Origin of the sequence: Gordonia sp. N1V (assembly GCF_029269935.1) — a bacterium.
In the GTDB taxonomy this organism is placed as follows: Bacteria; Actinomycetota; Actinomycetes; order Mycobacteriales; family Mycobacteriaceae; genus Gordonia; species Gordonia polyisoprenivorans.
Genome location: NZ_JARJDD010000003.1, coordinates 328,315 through 343,921, shown reverse-complemented (window position 1 = coordinate 343,921; position 15,607 = coordinate 328,315). Strand labels below are relative to the sequence as shown.

General features: G+C 66.9%; 16 protein-coding genes. 4 read left to right on the top strand and 12 right to left on the bottom strand.

All coding sequences use genetic code 11. The features are described 5' to 3' along the window. Positions 1 to 62: 62 nt before the first annotated feature. Both P3L18_RS06305 and P3L18_RS06300 read right to left on the bottom strand, forming a co-directional pair. Positions 63 to 839, bottom strand: coding sequence for a crotonase/enoyl-CoA hydratase family protein (locus tag P3L18_RS06305; RefSeq protein WP_079931536.1), 777 nt, complete (start codon positions 837 to 839; stop codon positions 63 to 65). A gap of 37 nt (positions 840 to 876) precedes the next feature. Next, positions 877 to 1,590 (bottom strand): hypothetical protein, encoded by a 714-nt coding sequence (locus P3L18_RS06300; protein ID WP_079931535.1) that lies wholly within the window; start codon positions 1,588 to 1,590, stop codon positions 877 to 879. A 169-nt stretch (positions 1,591 to 1,759) separates the two neighbouring features. Here P3L18_RS06300 and P3L18_RS06295 point away from each other — a divergent pair, with 169 nt between their 5' ends. Then, complete coding sequence (locus tag P3L18_RS06295) at positions 1,760 to 2,413, top strand: hypothetical protein (RefSeq protein WP_276113609.1); 654 nt, start codon at positions 1,760 to 1,762, stop codon at positions 2,411 to 2,413. Here P3L18_RS06295 and P3L18_RS06290 read toward each other — a convergent pair. From P3L18_RS06290 to P3L18_RS06275, 4 genes are all read right to left on the bottom strand, one after another. Continuing rightward, positions 2,410 to 3,240, bottom strand: coding sequence for an SDR family oxidoreductase (locus tag P3L18_RS06290; protein ID WP_276113608.1), 831 nt, complete (start codon positions 3,238 to 3,240; stop codon positions 2,410 to 2,412). The genes P3L18_RS06295 and P3L18_RS06290 overlap by 4 nt on opposite strands. A gap of 6 nt (positions 3,241 to 3,246) precedes the next feature. Further along, positions 3,247 to 4,134, bottom strand: coding sequence for an LLM class flavin-dependent oxidoreductase (locus P3L18_RS06285; protein WP_276113607.1), 888 nt, complete (start codon positions 4,132 to 4,134; stop codon positions 3,247 to 3,249). A gap of 10 nt (positions 4,135 to 4,144) precedes the next feature. Next, positions 4,145 to 4,930 carry an alpha/beta hydrolase gene (locus P3L18_RS06280; RefSeq protein WP_276113606.1) on the bottom strand — a complete coding sequence of 262 codons (786 nt, stop codon included), beginning with the start codon at positions 4,928 to 4,930 and terminating at the stop codon, positions 4,145 to 4,147. Positions 4,931 to 5,180: 250 nt separating this feature from the next. After that, entirely contained in the window at positions 5,181 to 6,596 is a 1,416-nt protein-coding gene (locus P3L18_RS06275) for a DHA2 family efflux MFS transporter permease subunit (RefSeq protein ID WP_276113605.1), read from the bottom strand. Positions 6,597 to 6,679: 83 nt separating this feature from the next. Between P3L18_RS06275 and P3L18_RS06270 the strand changes: the two genes are divergently transcribed. Beyond that, positions 6,680 to 7,150 carry a helix-turn-helix domain-containing protein gene (locus P3L18_RS06270; RefSeq protein ID WP_276113604.1) on the top strand — a complete coding sequence of 157 codons (471 nt, stop codon included), beginning with the start codon at positions 6,680 to 6,682 and terminating at the stop codon, positions 7,148 to 7,150. Positions 7,151 to 7,176: 26 nt separating this feature from the next. Here the strand turns inward: P3L18_RS06270 and P3L18_RS06265 are convergent, their stop codons facing one another. The 6 genes from P3L18_RS06265 to P3L18_RS06240 all read right to left on the bottom strand — a co-directional run bounded on the left by P3L18_RS06265 (position 7,177) and on the right by P3L18_RS06240 (position 13,290). Continuing rightward, positions 7,177 to 7,653 carry a MaoC family dehydratase gene (locus P3L18_RS06265; RefSeq protein WP_276113603.1) on the bottom strand — a complete coding sequence of 159 codons (477 nt, stop codon included), beginning with the start codon at positions 7,651 to 7,653 and terminating at the stop codon, positions 7,177 to 7,179. A 92-nt stretch (positions 7,654 to 7,745) separates the two neighbouring features. After that, positions 7,746 to 8,906, bottom strand: a complete 1,161-nt coding sequence (locus tag P3L18_RS06260) for an acyl-CoA dehydrogenase family protein (RefSeq protein ID WP_276113602.1) — start codon at positions 8,904 to 8,906, stop codon at positions 7,746 to 7,748. 75 nt (positions 8,907 to 8,981) lie between these two features. Further along, positions 8,982 to 11,099: an RNA polymerase recycling motor ATPase HelR gene (gene helR, locus P3L18_RS06255; RefSeq protein ID WP_276113601.1), complete on the bottom strand. Its 2,118-nt coding sequence runs from the start codon at positions 11,097 to 11,099 to the stop codon at positions 8,982 to 8,984. 70 nt (positions 11,100 to 11,169) lie between these two features. Beyond that, positions 11,170 to 12,366 (bottom strand): MFS transporter, encoded by a 1,197-nt coding sequence (locus P3L18_RS06250; protein WP_276113600.1) that lies wholly within the window; start codon positions 12,364 to 12,366, stop codon positions 11,170 to 11,172. Beyond that, positions 12,363 to 13,037, bottom strand: a complete 675-nt coding sequence (locus tag P3L18_RS06245; protein ID WP_079931525.1) for an FCD domain-containing protein — start codon at positions 13,035 to 13,037, stop codon at positions 12,363 to 12,365. Before P3L18_RS06245 ends, P3L18_RS06250 begins: the two co-directional genes overlap by 4 nt. A gap of 31 nt (positions 13,038 to 13,068) precedes the next feature. Next, the gene (locus tag P3L18_RS06240; RefSeq protein WP_276113599.1) at positions 13,069 to 13,290 is read right to left on the bottom strand and encodes a hypothetical protein; all 222 of its coding nucleotides are present in this window, start codon (positions 13,288 to 13,290) and stop codon (positions 13,069 to 13,071) included. An 82-nt stretch (positions 13,291 to 13,372) separates the two neighbouring features. Between P3L18_RS06240 and P3L18_RS06235 the strand changes: the two genes are divergently transcribed. Continuing rightward, entirely contained in the window at positions 13,373 to 14,350 is a 978-nt protein-coding gene (locus P3L18_RS06235; RefSeq protein ID WP_276113598.1) for a helix-turn-helix domain-containing protein, read from the top strand. A 2-nt stretch (positions 14,351 to 14,352) separates the two neighbouring features. Continuing rightward, positions 14,353 to 15,396 (top strand): nitronate monooxygenase, encoded by a 1,044-nt coding sequence (locus P3L18_RS06230; RefSeq protein WP_276113597.1) that lies wholly within the window; start codon positions 14,353 to 14,355, stop codon positions 15,394 to 15,396. The last annotated feature ends 211 nt before the right edge of the window (positions 15,397 to 15,607 follow it).

Below are 15,607 nucleotides of genomic sequence, written 5' to 3'. Positions count from 1 at the left end.
CGATGTAATCGAGATCACGATAGAACGCAATCGTTGAGAATGTCAATGGTTACGTGGTGTCGTCAGCGGGAGCGCCACTTCTCCACCCGCTCGGTGTGCTCGGGCGAGAGATGGGCCAGGGGTTGCATCGCCGCGGCCATGCCGAGGACCGATTCCAAAGGGCTGGTTCGTGATTCCTGCAGCAGGCGCTTGGCCATCCGTAGCGCCTCAGCGGGGTTCTTGGTGATGCGTTCGGCGAGCGTACGGGCCTCGTCGAGGAGATCGTCGGGGCCGACCACGCGGCTCACCATGCCCCACTCGGCAGCCGTCGCGGCATCCACGCGGTCGCCGGTGAACGTCATCTCCGCGGCCCGCTCATATCCGACGGCACGCGGCAGGAACCACGTTCCGCCGTCGCCCGGGATCAGCCCGACCTGCACGAAACTCTCCGCGAAGGATGCGCGCTCGGAGGCGATCCGGATGTCGCACATCATCGCCAGGTCGCAGCCCGCGCCGACGGCCGCACCGTTGACCGCGGCGATGATCGGCACCTCGAGGCGAGCCAGGGCACGGGGCAGACGTTGGATACCCGCCACGTAGGCACGTCGCTGCGCTCGCTCGTCGACGCCGAACATGCCCGTCCGGTCTGCCATCTCCTTGACGTTGCCGCCCGCGGAGAAGATCTTGCCCGCGCCGGTCAGGATGATCGCCCTGATCTCAAGGTCGGCGTTGGCGGCGTCGACCGCCGACTCGAAGGCCTCGACGAACTCCACGTCGGTGATCGCGTTGCCGACCTCGGGCTTGTTGATCGTCCAGATCTGGGTCGCGCCGGTTGTGGCGATGTCCAGAGGTGAATGCATGTGGGAGACCTTTCGCGACGGTGAGAACGGCGCCGGGTCAGGCGTGACCCAGCGCGTTCCACCGTAATCGCAGGTCGGCGACGGAGGAATCGACGATGCGGCGCATCGGATGGGTGATCGTCGCCATGTGGTGCGCGGGGGCGGTGCGAACCGGTCTGCGCGCGGTCCGGTCGGTGGGTACCGGCACCCGGGTGACGGCGGTGGCGGCGAGCATCGCCGCGCCCCACGCGCCCAGGAACGACGGGTGGTCGGCGACGAGATCGGCGGTACCCATCTGCGCCGACCACCGCACACAACGGGAGATCGCGGCGCACTCGGAGACCACCGACACGCTCGTGGTCGCACCGACCGCGCGGCCCGCGGCACGCCGTAGCATCCCGATCTGCTCGGCCGACCAGTGCGGGGGATGGGCGATCGTCACCGACACCACGTGCCCGTGGTCGGAGCGCTCGGTGCCATCGATCGCCACGTGCAGTGCTGCGGTGACCAATTGATGCGGAGCACGGCCGCGACCCGACGCGGTGCGCACCGCGGTCAGATCGGCGATGCGGGTGAGGAAGTGGCCATAGACGTCGTCGGGGTTGTCGGCGGGACGCGACCACCTCGGTGCCGCGGTCGCCGGCCAGTACAACCGCGCAGGATGCGACGAGAGGTGCGGCGGACCGGGACGCGAGCCGGCGACCGAGGCCGCCGTCCCGGTGACGACGACCACCTGGTCGTCGGTCAGGTGGATTCCCATGATCAGTCGCATGAACAGAGCATGTGACCTGCGCCTAACCGCATGCTGGCATCCGGTTGTCGAGTTGTTGAGAGTCGGGCGGTCGCGGGGTCACAGATATCGGCGAATTCCGTCGTCGGAGCTGGCGGCGAACTCGACGAAGTCCTGTTCTCAGGTGCGCTCGCTATCGTTGGTGAACAAGATGACCGACACCCTCTTCGCCGACATCTCCGAATGGCAGCCCGTGCTCGATGACTCCTACCCGTATCGGTGGCTGTCGATCCGGTCCAACGACGGGACCTATCGGGACCGCCACTTCCAGCAGAACTGGACGATCGCTCGTTCCTGGCTCGACTCCGGCCGGCTGCGCGGGCTGATCGTGTACTGCGTCTACCGATCCAACTGGCGCGACGTGATGACGACGCACATTGAGATGCAAGGCGAGGACCGACCCGACGTGGTGTCGATGGTCGACGTGGAATCCTGGGGCGGCCAGATCCGTTCCGACAACAGCGATTCCATCAACCGTCTGGTGTGGGGACTCGGCGATTGGCGCGGCCCGCACATCGACGGCCGGCCCCGCCGCGTCATCGGCTACCTCAACCCCAACGACGCACGCATCTGGCGGGTGCGGCCACCGATCGGCTTCGTCATCCCGTCCTACGGGGCCCTTCCGAGGTTTCCGGCCGGCACCGACGATCTGCGCAGACAGATGATCGCCCATCAGTACACCAACGGGGACGGCTACGGGCACGGCCTGCCGGAGGGCTACGGAACGGTGCGATGCGACATGAATGCCGCCAACGGCCGCGACCCCGAACAACTTCGGATCGCCACCGGTATCGGGGTGCCCTAGTCGCCCAGCGCCCTGGACTCGTACTCGGCCCGCGTCGTCGAATTGCGCACCGCATCAACCTGGTTGGGCACCATCCGGCGCATCAACAGATCTCGGATCGCCTGCGGGAGCAGCCCTGCCGCCCGCACCGCGGGACCCACGAAGGATGGCAGGGTCACCTCGAAGCGCGGCTTCTCGATCGCCGCGACGACGGCGGCGGCGACGTCGGCCGGCTGCAGCATGGCTGCCGAACCGGTCGCGGTCCCCGCGGCGAGCTGGGTGTCGACTACGGTCGGCATGACCGCGGTCAGGAGAACCCCGGAGCCGCGGAGTTCCTCACGGACTGCGGTCAGGTAGCCGAGCACGCCGTGCTTGCTCGCGGCATACGTCGCCTCGCCGGGAGGGGCGAGTTTGGAAGCGGCAGAAGCGATCGTGACGATGTGGCCGTGTCCGCGGTGGCGCATCCGCGGCGCGGTGAGCCGCACCCCGCGGATCACGCCGTGCAAGTTGACCGCCAGCATCGCGTCGGCCGCCGCGTCGGTCTCGGCGTCGAAGGGGCCGACCCACATGACCCCGGCGTTGTTCACCAGGACGTCGATCGGTCCGACGGAGGACTCGACCGCATTGAGAAAGGCCTCGAAGGACTCGGTGCTGGTGACATCGAGCGCGAACGCATATGCCTCGCCCGGGATCTCACTCGCCGTGACACGCGCACCGTCAAGGTCGCGATCGCCGATGGCCACCCGTGCCCCGGCGTCGGCGAGGTGCCGGGCGATCTCGCGTCCGATGCCCGCTGCGCCGCCGGTGATGGCGATGACCTTGCCCGCTATCGGTGTGCCCTTGCTCATGACCGATCAGTCTGTCACATCGACGGCGCCCGTACGCCCGGGTTGCAGTCGGGCGGCAACCTCGTCGAGGACGTGGTCGGGAGCCAGGTAGGGCTCCGAGGATCTCGGCCAGTGCACGATGACGTCAGTGAATCCCAAAGACGATGCGCGTCCGACCATTTCGTCGAAGAGGTCGATGCTCTCCAGGGCGTTGCGCGGCGAGGCATCGAGACTCAGGTAGCGGGGGAAGTCCTTGGTGATCCCGTCCTTGTCGAGTGTTTCGGTGAGCACATCGCAGCTCGCGCGGATCCCGTCGAACCAGTCGTCGACGGTCTCCGACGGCGTGCCGGTGGTGATCCAGCCGTCGCCGTGCCGTGCGGCGAAGCGCACTGATCGGGGACCGTTGCCCGCCAACAGGAATGGCACGCGCGGCCGTACCGGTTCGCCGACCAGCCGCATGTCACGGGCGCGGTAGTACTGGCCGTCGGCATCGACGTGATCGTCACGAAGGGTGCGGTCGAGCAGCAGGGTGAACTCCTGTAGGCGGTCGACGCGTTGCTTGGGTGGGAGGCGGTCGCCCCCGAGGACGGTGTCGTCCGGGGTGCCGCCGGCCCCGAGGCCGAGCAGGAAGCGACCGTCGGAGATGTCGACCAGGGTGGCGACCTCGCGACTGAACGCGACCGGATGGCGGAAGTTGGGGGAGACGACGAACGCACCGAGGTCGATGTGTCGGGTGACGGTCGCGGCAGCGGTCAGCGTCGGGATGCAGGAGAACCAGCGGGAGTCGGGCAGGCCACCCCAGACCAGGTGGTCGTAGGTCCAGGCGTGATCGAAGCCCATCTCCTCGGCGCGTTGCCACAGGGGCCGCGACTCTCGCCAGGTCAGATCGGGCAGGATGCAGATGCCGAAACGCATGGCACCCAGCCTAGCCGGTCACGAAGTCCAGGACGAGAGGAGCTGTCTGCGAACGGTATTCGTCGAAATAGGCGTGCCGGGCACCGTCGAGGATGTGGGCGCGGGCGTCGGGGATGCGCTCGGTGAGTAGCTCGGCGTTGACCACCGGCGCCATCAGGTCGTCGGTGCCGTGCAGGATCAGAGTGGGACTCGTGATGTCCGGCAGGACCGCCCACGCATCGTGTCGATTGCTCGCCAGCAGATGCGCACGTCGGTCGGCGTCGGACATGTCCGGATCGCCGAGTACGTGATACGGGCCGGGGTTGGCGGCACGCCACTGCGGCGAATACATGTAGTCCAACAGGGCCGTAGTTGCGTCCGGACCGGCCAGTGCACGACGCACCGACGCGTCTCGTTCGACGGCATGAATCCCGCCGGGCGTGGTGCATCCGAGGACGAGCCGCCGCACTCGACGTGGTGCCGATGCCGCCAGGAACTGCGCGGCACGACCGCCCATCGACGTGCCGTACACCGCGAACTTGTCGATGGCGAGCGAATCCATCACCGCCAGAGCATCTTCGGCGAACAATCGCGTGCTGTAGCGCTCGCCACCGGAACCACTCGCGCCGGTCCCGCGATAGTCGAAGGTGACGGTGGTGTGGTGGGAGTCGAAATCGCCGCGGGTGCGATCCCACCAGTGATGATTGTTGGCCTGCCCGGGCAGGAGCAGCAGCGTCGGCCCGGACCCGCGCACCTGCACCGCCAGCCGCACCCGGTCTCGGGTGCGGGCGATCTCGTGATATTCGGCGGCGGGCACGTGGGTGAGCCTAGTAGCGTTGCCCGCGGCACCCCACCATCGCCGACTACGAATACAGATTCCACGTGAGCGGTGCTTGACCCCGAAAAATCGGGCTTTTCGTCCGCTCATGTGGAATCTGTATTCGTACTGCGCCCTTACCGCGTCGGCGTCGGCGGTCTCGAGGTTCGTTGCCGGCGCTCCGCTCGCCTCGAACATGGGAAGGACGTGTCACCGCTCGCGACGGGAGGATTTCTCAGATGTCTACCCACTACGCCTCAGAGCCAACCTGGCGAGGCGTCATTCCGAGTGCCGTGATCGCACCCGCTGGCGCGACCACGGCCAGTGTCCACCATGCGTGCTGGAAGACCGCATGTACGGCGTCGTAGCCGACGGGGCTGCCGATGATGGCGACCAGGACGCTCACGCCCAAGGCCATCCCGATCTGACGACTCATGTTGACCACGGCGCTGCCCGTCGCCGACTGTGTGGCAGGCAGATCCGCGGTTGCCGAAGACAGGATCGCCGGCAATGCCAAGCCCACACCAACTCCGCCTATCAGCCAGCCCGGCAGTAGTGCCGTCGCGTAGGCGGGTGTGGACGAGATCGACAGCGAGATCAGCAGACCACCGAGGCCGAACAGTGCACAGCCGGCAGCGATGACCACACCGACCGGAATCCGGGCGGTGAGCCGGTGCCCGACGGCGGCGAAGATCGGGACCATCAGTGGTCCGGGAGAGACCGCGAATCCGGTCTTGATCGCCGAGTACCCCCATACCTGCTGCATCCACAGGATATTCGCGAGCAGCGCACCGGCGAACGGGATGGAGAAGAGCACGGCGGTGATGTTGGCGAAGGAGAATGCGCGCACGCGCAACAGATTCGGGTCGATCACCGGTTCTCGGTGTCGTGCCGAACTGACCAGGAAACCGATCAGTCCGACGACGGTGACGGCCCACGCCAGCAGAATCCGGTCGTCGGTCCATCCCCAGGCCGGTCCCTCGACGAGTCCGAGGGTCAACGCGCCGATGGTGATCGCGAGTAAACCGGCGCCGAGAAGATCCGGCAGGTGCTCGGCGGCCTCGTTGCGCGATCGCGGGAGCAATACCGCGCCTCCGACGAGCGCGAGCACGCCCACGGGCAGGTTGACGAGGAACACCCACCGCCAGGAGGCCTCCACCAGCACACCGCCGACGGCCGGTCCGAGCGCTGCGGCCACTGCACCGGTCGCGGCCCAGATCCGCACCGATCGCGCGCGGATCTCCGTCGGCATGGCGGCGACGACGAGCCCGAGGCTTGCCGGGGTCAGGATCGCGGCCCCGACCGCCTGGACGGCGCGAAAAGCGACCAACCACCAAATACCTTCAGCGGCAGCACATGCCGCGCTGGCGAGCGTGAAGATCGTGACGCCGATCAAGAAGCCGGCCTTGCGTCCGTAGCGGTCGGCGATCCGGCCGGCGGGTACGAGCAGCGCGGCGTAGAGAATGGTGTACGCGTTGAGCACCCACGACAGTTCCGACAGTGAGACGCCGTGGAAGTCGCGTCCGATGTCCTCGAACGCCACGTTGACGATGAACACATCCAGGCTCGCCATGAAGGCCGCGAGCGACAGCAACGCCAGAATCAATGCGGGACGCCGAGGAGCCGACGCGACGCCGGATTCCTGGGCATGAGCCACGTCGGTCATCGGGGTCTCCTCAGTCGTGAGTTTCGTGACGAAACTGAGGAAAGCAGATTGAGTTGTCTGACGCAACCCACTAGACTCGACGCATGCGCCGCGCCAGCTTCTCCGGAATGAATTGTTCGGTCGCGCAGACCCTCGAGGTCGTCGGCGAGTGGTGGACGCTACTCATCATCCGCGACGCACTGTTCGGGGTGACGCGCTTCGACGACTTCTCGACCCGTCTGGGTATCGCTCGCAACGTGCTCACCCAGCGACTCGACACGCTCGTCGAGCACGGAATCCTGGTCCGGGATCCCTACCAGGACAATCCGGTTCGCTACGACTACCGGCTGACCGACAAAGGCCGCGACCTGTGGACGGTGATCAACGCCCTGCGTCAATGGGGCGACAAGTGGTCGGCACCCGACGGCGCTCCGGTCGAGCTCGTGCACACCGGCTGCGGTCACATGACGACGCTCGAGCCGGTGTGCTCCGAGTGTGGTGAGCACGTTGATCGGGGGTCGGTGACAGTGCGCCGGGGGCCGGGCGCCGGCGCGAATGCCCCGCTGCCGGCGTGAGCAATCCGACGTCCAGCCGGCCGCAGTCAGGCGGGAGCGTCGGCCGCCGGTGATCCGCTGCGGGTCGGGACCACGATGTTGCCCACGGACGTCTGTACGGGTTTGTCATCCTGGTTGAAGGTCACCGTGCGGAGCTTGACGATTCCGACTCTCGGGTTCGACCGTGACGGCCTGACCTCGAGCACATCGCTCTCGACACGCAGCTCGTCATCGGGGCGTACCGGTCGCGGCCAGCTCAGCTCGTCGAAACCCGCGCCGACGATCCCGCCGGCCGGTCGGAACTCGCTCGCCACGAGCAACTGCATGGTGATCGCCGCGGTATGCCACCCGCTGGCCGCCAGCGATCCGAACACCGAGCCTGCCGCGCCTTCATCGCTCAGATGAAACGGCTGTGGATCGTACTTTTCGGCAAAGGCGCGGATGTCGTCGGCGGTGATCCGGGCGGTGGTTGTTCCCGCGTACCGCTGGCCCGCGGCGAGATCCTCGAAATAGAGTGGCGACATGTGCTGTGCTCCTTGCATTCTCGGACCCGTTTCGCGCGATCTCGGGTTGGCGTGTGCTCGTCGGTGTCGAGTGTGACACGCGAACCCGACGCTCAGAGGTCCAACCCACCCCGCTTGACGAGTTGCTTGGCGATGACGTTCTGCTGGATCTCGTTGGTACCCTCGCCGACGATCATCAGCGGCGCGTCGCGGAAATACCGTTCGACGTCGTACTCGGTGGAGTAGCCGTATCCGCCGTGGATGCGCACCGCGTCGAGGGCGATTTCCATGGCCGTTTCCGAGCAGAACAGTTTGGCCATACCGGCCTCCATGTCGGCGCGTTTGCCGGTGTCGACGCGTTCGGCGGCGTCGAGCAGCAGGCTGCGGGCGGCGGCGAGTTTGGTGCCCATCGTCGCGAGCATGTTGCCGACGGCCTGGTGTTTCCATATCGGCTGGCCGAAGCTCTCGCGGTCCTGTGCATACTGCAGCGCGTCGTCGAAGGCGGCGCGGGCCACGCCGGTCGCGCGGGCGGCCACCTGAATGCGGCCGGTCTCCAGTCCTTTCATCATCTGAGCGAAGCCCTTGCCCTCCACGCCACCGAGCACCGCGTCGACGGGAACGCGGGCGCCGTCGAAGTTGAGTTCGCAACTCTCCACGCCCTTGTATCCGAGCTTGGGTAGATCCTTGGAGACGGTGAAGCCGGGCACCTTCTCGACCAGCAGGATCGAGACGCCGGTGTGTGCGGGCTGCGCGGCCGGATCGGTCTTGCACATCAATGCGACGAGACCGGACTTGCGGGCGTTGCTGATCCAGGTCTTGGACCCGTTGATGACGTACTCGTCACCCTCTCTGGCCGCAACGGTCCGCATGTTCTGCAGGTCCGAACCCCCGCCTGGCTCGGTGAGCGCCATCGTCGCGCGCAGCTCGCCGCTGGCCATGCGTGGCAGATATTTCTGCTTCTGCTCCTCGGTGCCGAACGTGAGCAGCAGCTTGGCGACGACGGTGTGCCCGCCCATCGCCCCGGCCAGACTCATCCAGCCGCGGGCCAACTCCTCGGTGACCTGCGCATAACAGGGCATCGACACCTGCGCGAAGCCGTAGGGCTCGGGGATGGCGAGACCGTAGATCCCGAGCTCCTTCATCGTTTCAATGAGCTCTTCGGGGTAGGTGTTGGCGTGCTCGAGTTCACGCACCACCGGACGCACCTGCTTGTCCACGAAGTCGCGAACGGTCTTGACGATGGCGTCTTCTTCGACGGACAGCCTAATGGCCATGGCAGTGTTCCTCTCAACTCTGTAAAAAATAGTCTATGGAAAATTGAGAGATGCGCAAGCCTGGCGTCGGTCCGCTCAGGAGAGGATCACCAGCTGTTGGGTGGCGCGGGTCATCGCGACGTAACGGTCGACGGCGCCGGTGATGCCGGCACCGAAGCGATCCGGCGCGACGAGAACCACCAGGTCGAACTCGAGACCCTTGACGCGCTCGGGCGCGAGCGTCCGCACGCGCGGGCGGTGGATCGGTGCCGGCAGGCTGCTCGGATCGCCGATGACGCAGGCGACCCCCTCGGGATGAGTCCGCTCCCACTCGTCGAGGATCGCAGCGAGGTCGGCGACGGTGCCGTGGCCGACCTCCATGCCGCTGCTCCGGATGGAGGTCGGGACATTCGCGTCGGGTATCGCGGTCGTGATCACCGGCGCGGCCTGCGCCATGATCTCCTCGGGCGTGCGGTAGTTGATCGACAGACCGGCGACACGGACCTCGCCGAATCCGACCCGGCGCAACCGCTCCGGCCAGCTTTCGGTGAATCCGCGTCGCGACTGGGCGCGGTCGCCGACCACGGTGACGCTGCGAGACGGGCAGCGCGCCACCAGCATCGACCACTGAGCGTCGGTCAGCTCCTGCGCCTCGTCGACGATGATGTGGGCGAACGGCCCGGCCAATGGATCGCGCTCGGCGACAGGCGCAGTGGAGTCGTCGACCAGTGAGCTCCGCAGATCCTCGCCGCGCAGCATCGGCGCGAGACCCTCGCCGTCGTCGAAGGTGTGTGCTGCAAGGAGGTCGTCGACAACGCGATCCATCGCGTCTCGACCGGCTGCCAACACCGCCTCACGCCGGCGCCGGCGTCGGGAGAAGCCGGGATCTCCGAGCCGACGCCGCGCCGCATCGAGGAACGGGATATCCGAGGTGGTCCACGCGGTCGGGTTGTCCCGCTGCAATGTTCGGAGTGCAGTGGTGTTCAGCTCCGGTGCGGCCAGACGCAAGTACGCCGGCACCGACCACAAATCGCCGACCAGGGTGGGAGCGTCGAGAATCGGCCATGCCGTGGTGAACGCGGAGACGAGGTCGTCGTTGCCGGCCAACGCTCGACGGAGCCGGGGCAGATCACGAGTATCGAGAGCGTCGGCGATGATGTCGGTGAGTGCGTCCCACACCTGTTCGCGTGCCTCGTGATGGCTGGTGCCGGGCTCGGGAGTGCTGAAGGCCTCGGCCCACTCGGGGGCCGTGAGTTCCGTTTCACCCCAGGGGGTCTCGACTTCCACAGTGTTGGTGGGCGGTTGTTCGTAGAAGGCGACGGCCCGCTCGATCATGGCGATCGGGTCGAGGCCGTCCTTGAGTGCGACGACGGAATCGGATTCGGTTGTCGCACCGCCACCTTCGGGCACGAGGTCATGCAAGGTGCAGGTGCGGACGCCGTCCTCGCCGAGGCTGGGCAGGACGTCGGAGATGTAACCGAGGTACTCCTCGTGAGGACCCACGACCAGTAGTTCACCGCGATTTCCCGCCAGCCGCGGGTCGGCGTAGAGCAGATACGCCGCACGATGCAGCGCGACCACGGTCTTGCCGGTGCCGGGGCCGCCGTCGACGACGAGAGCACCGTGACTGTCGGCCCGGATGATGGCGTCCTGGTCGGCGGCGATGGTGCCCAACACATCTCGCATCCGCGGCTCGCGGGAGGCGCCGAGGCCGGCGAGGAACGCCGAATCGTCGTCGAGTGCGAGATGTGCGACCTCACCGTCGAATGATTCGTCCCAGAAGTCGACGACCTGTCCCTGACTCCACCGGTACCGCCGCCGACTCGACAACCCCTGGGGATCGGCGTGGGTGGCGGCGAAGAACGGTGCGGCCGCCGGGGTGCGCCAGTCGACGAGTAGTTGTTCGCCGCCACGATCGGTCATGCCGATGCGGCCGATGTAGCTGATGGTGCCGTCGGCGCGCACGATACGTCCGAGGCACAGATCCAGGCTGTAGCGGCGCAACACGCGGAGCCGGCGATTCGTCTCGTGGATCTCCAGGTCACGGTCGAGTGCGCGACGGCCGCCACCGCCGTCGGCGAGACGTAGCGCGCCGAGGCGTTCGTTGAGGTCGGCGATGGTGTGGGTGAGGTGGTCAGTGATGACGGCGAAATGCCGGTCGTCGTCACCGATGACGGCAGGATCGCACGAGGCGCGAAAAACCATGGGCGCCATTGTGAACCCGAGGTGGGGCCTTGCGGCAAGCCCCCACCGGCGGGTTACAGTGAAAGGGGAAGGGGAGAGGTCAGTCCATCTTCACATCACGCCCGGCGATCAGGGTCGAGGCAGCCTGCGCGAGTAGCGGGACCGCCAGCACCGACAGCGCGATCGTCCACGATCCGGTCGAATCATGCAGTGCTCCCACGGCGATGGGCCCGAACGCGGCCAGGATGTAGCCGACCGATTGCGCCATTCCCGACACCTGGCCGGTCTGCTCGGCCGAGGAACTGCGCAGCACCATGAACAGCAGCGCGAGGCTGATCGACGATCCGGGGCCGAACATCACCAGCATCGTCCACAGCAGTGTGGCGTGGTCGCTGAGCAGGAGTCCGGCCAATCCGATTCCGCACAGGACGATCACGACGAGCGTGATCAGACGTTGGTCCCGGTAGCGCCCGGCGATGATCGGGATGAGTAACGACGCCAGCAGCGCGACGACCTGACCGATGGCCAGGATGGTGCCGGCCGACGCCCGCGAATGTCCCTCGCTGATGAGAAATGCGGGCAGCCAGGCGGTGAAGGTGTAGAACACCAGTGACTGTGCGCCCATGAACACGGTGATCGCCCACGCAATCGTGTTGCGGCGCAACGATCCGGTGCCGGCGACCGTTTCCGGACGGTGCTGGACGATCTGCGGTGCCCAGATGACGACGGTGATCACGGCGAGAATCGCCCACGAGGTGATCGTGAGCCGCCAGTTGTTGCCCAACGCATTGTCGAGGGGCACGGTGATTCCGGCGGCAACGGCGGCACCGCCGGACAGCGTCATCGAGTACAACCCGGTCATCAATCCCGACCGATGGGCGAAATCGCGCTTGATCAGCGCAGGCAACACCACGTTGCAGATACCGATCGCGGCACCGACCACCGCCGACCCGATGAACAGCATCGGCGCACCGGGGATCAGGCGCATGAGGGTGCCCACGGTCAGCAGGAGCAGAGCTCCGAAGATGGTGCGTTCGATCCCGAACCGGGCCGCCAACCGTGGCGCCACGGGCGCGCTGAGCCCGAAGAACAGAACCGGAAGGGTGGTCAGCAGGCCGGCGGTGGCGCTGGAAAAGCCTTCGTCGCGGGTGATCTCGTCGATCAGCGGTGCCACCGACACGACGACGGGCCGCAGATTCGCCGCCACCAGCATCACGCCGACCGCGGTGATCACCGTGCCGAGTGGTCGGCGTCCACGCGATTCCGACGTCGCGGGCGCGGTGTTGGTCACGCTCATCGGACGATCTCGTGGGCGAGGTCGAGGTAGACGTGCACAGCCGCGCGTGCCGCCGCCGGGTCGGCGGCGGCGATCGCCGCGACAACCTCGCGGTGACCGTCGGGATGTCCGTCGTCGACCGCTGCCGCGGCAATCGCCTCATGCGTGCGGCGCATCACCTCGCCGACACCTTCATAGAGTTCGATCAGCAGCCGGTTGCCCGAGATCTCGACGATGGTGGCGTGGAACTCGATGTCGAGCCGGGCATAGCGGCGCAGGTCTCCGGCGGCGATGGCGGCGAGCGCGGCGTCGAGCTTGTTCTGCAGCCGGGTGACGTCGGCGGCCGAGGCGCGCAAGGCAGCGAGGTCGGCGGCCTCGGCCTCGAGTGCCCGCCGGGTGCTCAGCAGATCGGTGATCTCGGGGTCGGGAGCACAGCGTTCCAACGCTGCGGCGAGAACGTTACGGCTGCGCACGTAGGTGCCGTCACCGCGGCGCGGCATCAGCAGCCCGGAGTGTTCGAGCGCGCGCACGGCCTCACGAATCGTGTTGCGGCCCACGCCGAATTGTTCGACGAGTTCGGGCTCCGCGGGGATTCGGGCTCCGACGGCCCACGCCCCGTCCCGGATCAACTCGTGCATGCGATCGACGACGAGCGAACTGGTACGGGGCGGTGGGGTGATCAGCGGCGGCACGCAAAGAGCCTAACATCCCATGTTTGGATGTCTAGGCCGAGTCCCTCCGTTGCAGATGGAGTACGCGAAGTTCCGCGGCGATGCGGTCGGAGTCCGGTCCGCGTTTCCACGGACGATCGTCGCCGACCGCGAGACCTGCGAGATGTCCCAGCGGAATGGGTTGTGCGTCATCGACTTTGCGGTGCACACGGTAGATGATGACGACGGTCGGGGCGACGACGAGTACGGCGAGGAGAACGATGAGTGTGGTCATGACAGAAACAATGCGCCCATAAATTACCTGCCACCAGTGGCCGAAGTGACATGCTTCGCAAATTATCTGCCAGACTGGTGGGGTGTTGAATTCTGTTGCCGTTCTGCTCTACGGGCGCGTCGCTCTCTTCGAATTCGGGGTGCTGCACGAGGTGTTCGGACTCGATCGCACCGACGACGGTGTCCCCGCCTTCGACTTTCGCGTCGCCTCACCGACTCCGCACGCGGCGCTGCAGGTTGGGGGAGGCGTGACCATTGCCGCGCCGTACACGCTCGACGATTGCCTCGACGTCGACCTCGTCGCGATTCCCGGGGGCAGTACGTCCGGCGAGTATCCGCAGGAGATCCTCGACACCTTGCGTACGGTAGTCGACCGCGGTGGCCGGGTGCTGACGGTCTGCTCCGGAGCATTCGCCGCCGGCGCTGCCGGACTTCTCGACGGGCGACGCTGCACCACGCATTGGCGCTATGGCGACAAGCTCGCGCGGATGTTCCCCGAAGCCGAGGTCGACACCGACGTCCTCTTCGTCGACGACGGCCCGATCACCACCAGTGCGGGTACCGCCGCGGGTATCGACGCCGCGCTGCATCTCGTCCGCGAGGAGTGGGGGCCGACCATCGCCAATCGCATCGCCCGCCGCATGGTGGTGCCGCCACACCGCGACGGCGGGCAACGGCAGTTCATCGATGCGCCCATGCCCACCTGCGCCGACGAGGGTTTCGGCGAGCTGCTGGACTGGATGGTCACGCACCTCGACAGAGACATCTCCGTCGATGCCCTCGCTGCTCGAATGCACATGTCGGGACGGACCTTCGCGCGCCGATTCGTCGACGAGGTCGGCATTCCGCCACGTCGGTGGCTCACCGAACAGCGCGTCCTGCACGCCAAGAACCTGCTGGAATCGACCGATTTGTCGGTGGAGGAGGTGGCCCGGTTGTCGGGATTCGCATCGGCGACGTTGCTACGCCACCACTTCACGACGACTGTGGGGGTGGCGCCGGTCGTTTACCGCAGACGATTCGCCGGCGGTATCACCGACCATGCGGTGGGACAGGAGTGAGCATGTTCGATCTTCGGGATCTCGAGGTGCCGATCATTGCGGCCCCGATGGCGGGTGGTCCGTCGACGCCGGGCTTGGTGATCGCGGCCGCGCACGCCGGCGGGATCGGATTCCTGGCAGCGGGATACAAGTCGCCCGAGCTCCTGGAATCGGAGATCGCCGCGGTCGCCGAGGCGGGAATACCGTTCGGCGTCAACATCTTCACGCCGGGACCGCCCATCCGTGATCGTGGTGCCGTGCAACGCTACCGGGATGCGCTGGCTCCGGTGGCGGAGCGCTACGGTGTGCCTCTGCCGGTCATCGTCGACGCCGACGACGACCATTTCGGCGCGAAGATCGATCTCGTCATCGAGAGACGGGTTGGGTTGGTGTCGTTCACCTTTGGTCTTCCGTCGGTCGACGTCGTTGGTCGGCTGCACGACGCCGGCATCACGGCGATCGCGACCGTGGCGAGCGTTGTCGATGCCGATCGTGCGGTGGCCGTCGGCGTCGATGTGCTGTGTGTGCAGGGAGCCGAGGCGGGCGGACACCGAGGCACCCTGGATCTCGACGCGGTGCCGAACGACACCTCGACCGTGGATCTGGTGCGAGAAGTGGTGTCCAGGACCGATATTCCGGTCATCGCCGCCGGCGGGGTGGGCGACGGCGAAGCTGTCGGAGCGGTGCTCGCATCCGGGGCGGTGGCCGTGCAGATCGGTACCGCGCTCCTGGACTCCGACGAGGCGGGAACCAACGGGGTACACCGCGCCGCTTTGCGGAGCCCGGCGTCGGCGGAGACCGTTGTCACGCGGGCGTTTTCGGGTCGTCCGGCGCGGGCCATACGCAACAGCTTCGTCGATACCTACGACGCCCTCGCCCCGGCCGAGTACCCCGCCGTCCACCATCTGACGAGTCCGCTTCGCAAGGCCGCAGTCGCCGCAGGTGAGCGCCGCGACGTAAACCTCTGGGCCGGAACCTCATTCGCCTCCATCTGCGGCGGGTCGGCGTCCGACATCATCGCGGAGTTGTGGTCCGACGCCCAGCGCGGCCCGGAACCAGCACCGTAGCAAGGGGTCTCGAGGCTTCGTCGCTGGCGCTCCTACGCACCTCGACCACCGGTGTGGGAAGCCGACGGCCGGGCGGGTCGCCGGCGACGGGGTCTATTTGCCCGATGGTCGAGGTGTGAGGAGCGATAGCGACGAGCCTCGAGACCGCCGTCAGCCAAGGCTGTTTCCCTACCTGTGGATAGATTTCCGGCCACCGCTCGATCGCACGCGA

Bases quoted from the DNA above. Each gene is read 5' to 3' on its own strand.
- P3L18_RS06305 (WP_079931536.1), bottom strand. From the start codon at position 839: ATGCATTCACCTCTGGACATCGCCACAACCGGCGCGACCCAGATCTGG.
- P3L18_RS06300 (WP_079931535.1), bottom strand. From the start codon at position 1,590: ATGCGACTGATCATGGGAATCCACCTGACCGACGACCAGGTGGTCGTC.
- P3L18_RS06295 (WP_276113609.1), top strand. From the start codon at position 1,760: ATGACCGACACCCTCTTCGCCGACATCTCCGAATGGCAGCCCGTGCTC.
- P3L18_RS06290 (WP_276113608.1), bottom strand. From the start codon at position 3,240: ATGAGCAAGGGCACACCGATAGCGGGCAAGGTCATCGCCATCACCGGC.
- P3L18_RS06285 (WP_276113607.1), bottom strand. From the start codon at position 4,134: ATGCGTTTCGGCATCTGCATCCTGCCCGATCTGACCTGGCGAGAGTCG.
- P3L18_RS06275 (WP_276113605.1), bottom strand. From the start codon at position 6,596: ATGACCGACGTGGCTCATGCCCAGGAATCCGGCGTCGCGTCGGCTCCT.
- P3L18_RS06270 (WP_276113604.1), top strand. From the start codon at position 6,680: ATGCGCCGCGCCAGCTTCTCCGGAATGAATTGTTCGGTCGCGCAGACC.
- P3L18_RS06265 (WP_276113603.1), bottom strand. From the start codon at position 7,653: ATGTCGCCACTCTATTTCGAGGATCTCGCCGCGGGCCAGCGGTACGCG.
- P3L18_RS06260 (WP_276113602.1), bottom strand. From the start codon at position 8,906: ATGGCCATTAGGCTGTCCGTCGAAGAAGACGCCATCGTCAAGACCGTT.
- helR (WP_276113601.1), bottom strand. From the start codon at position 11,099: ATGGCGCCCATGGTTTTTCGCGCCTCGTGCGATCCTGCCGTCATCGGT.
- P3L18_RS06250 (WP_276113600.1), bottom strand. From the start codon at position 12,366: ATGAGCGTGACCAACACCGCGCCCGCGACGTCGGAATCGCGTGGACGC.
- P3L18_RS06240 (WP_276113599.1), bottom strand. From the start codon at position 13,290: ATGACCACACTCATCGTTCTCCTCGCCGTACTCGTCGTCGCCCCGACC.
- P3L18_RS06230 (WP_276113597.1), top strand. From the start codon at position 14,353: ATGTTCGATCTTCGGGATCTCGAGGTGCCGATCATTGCGGCCCCGATG.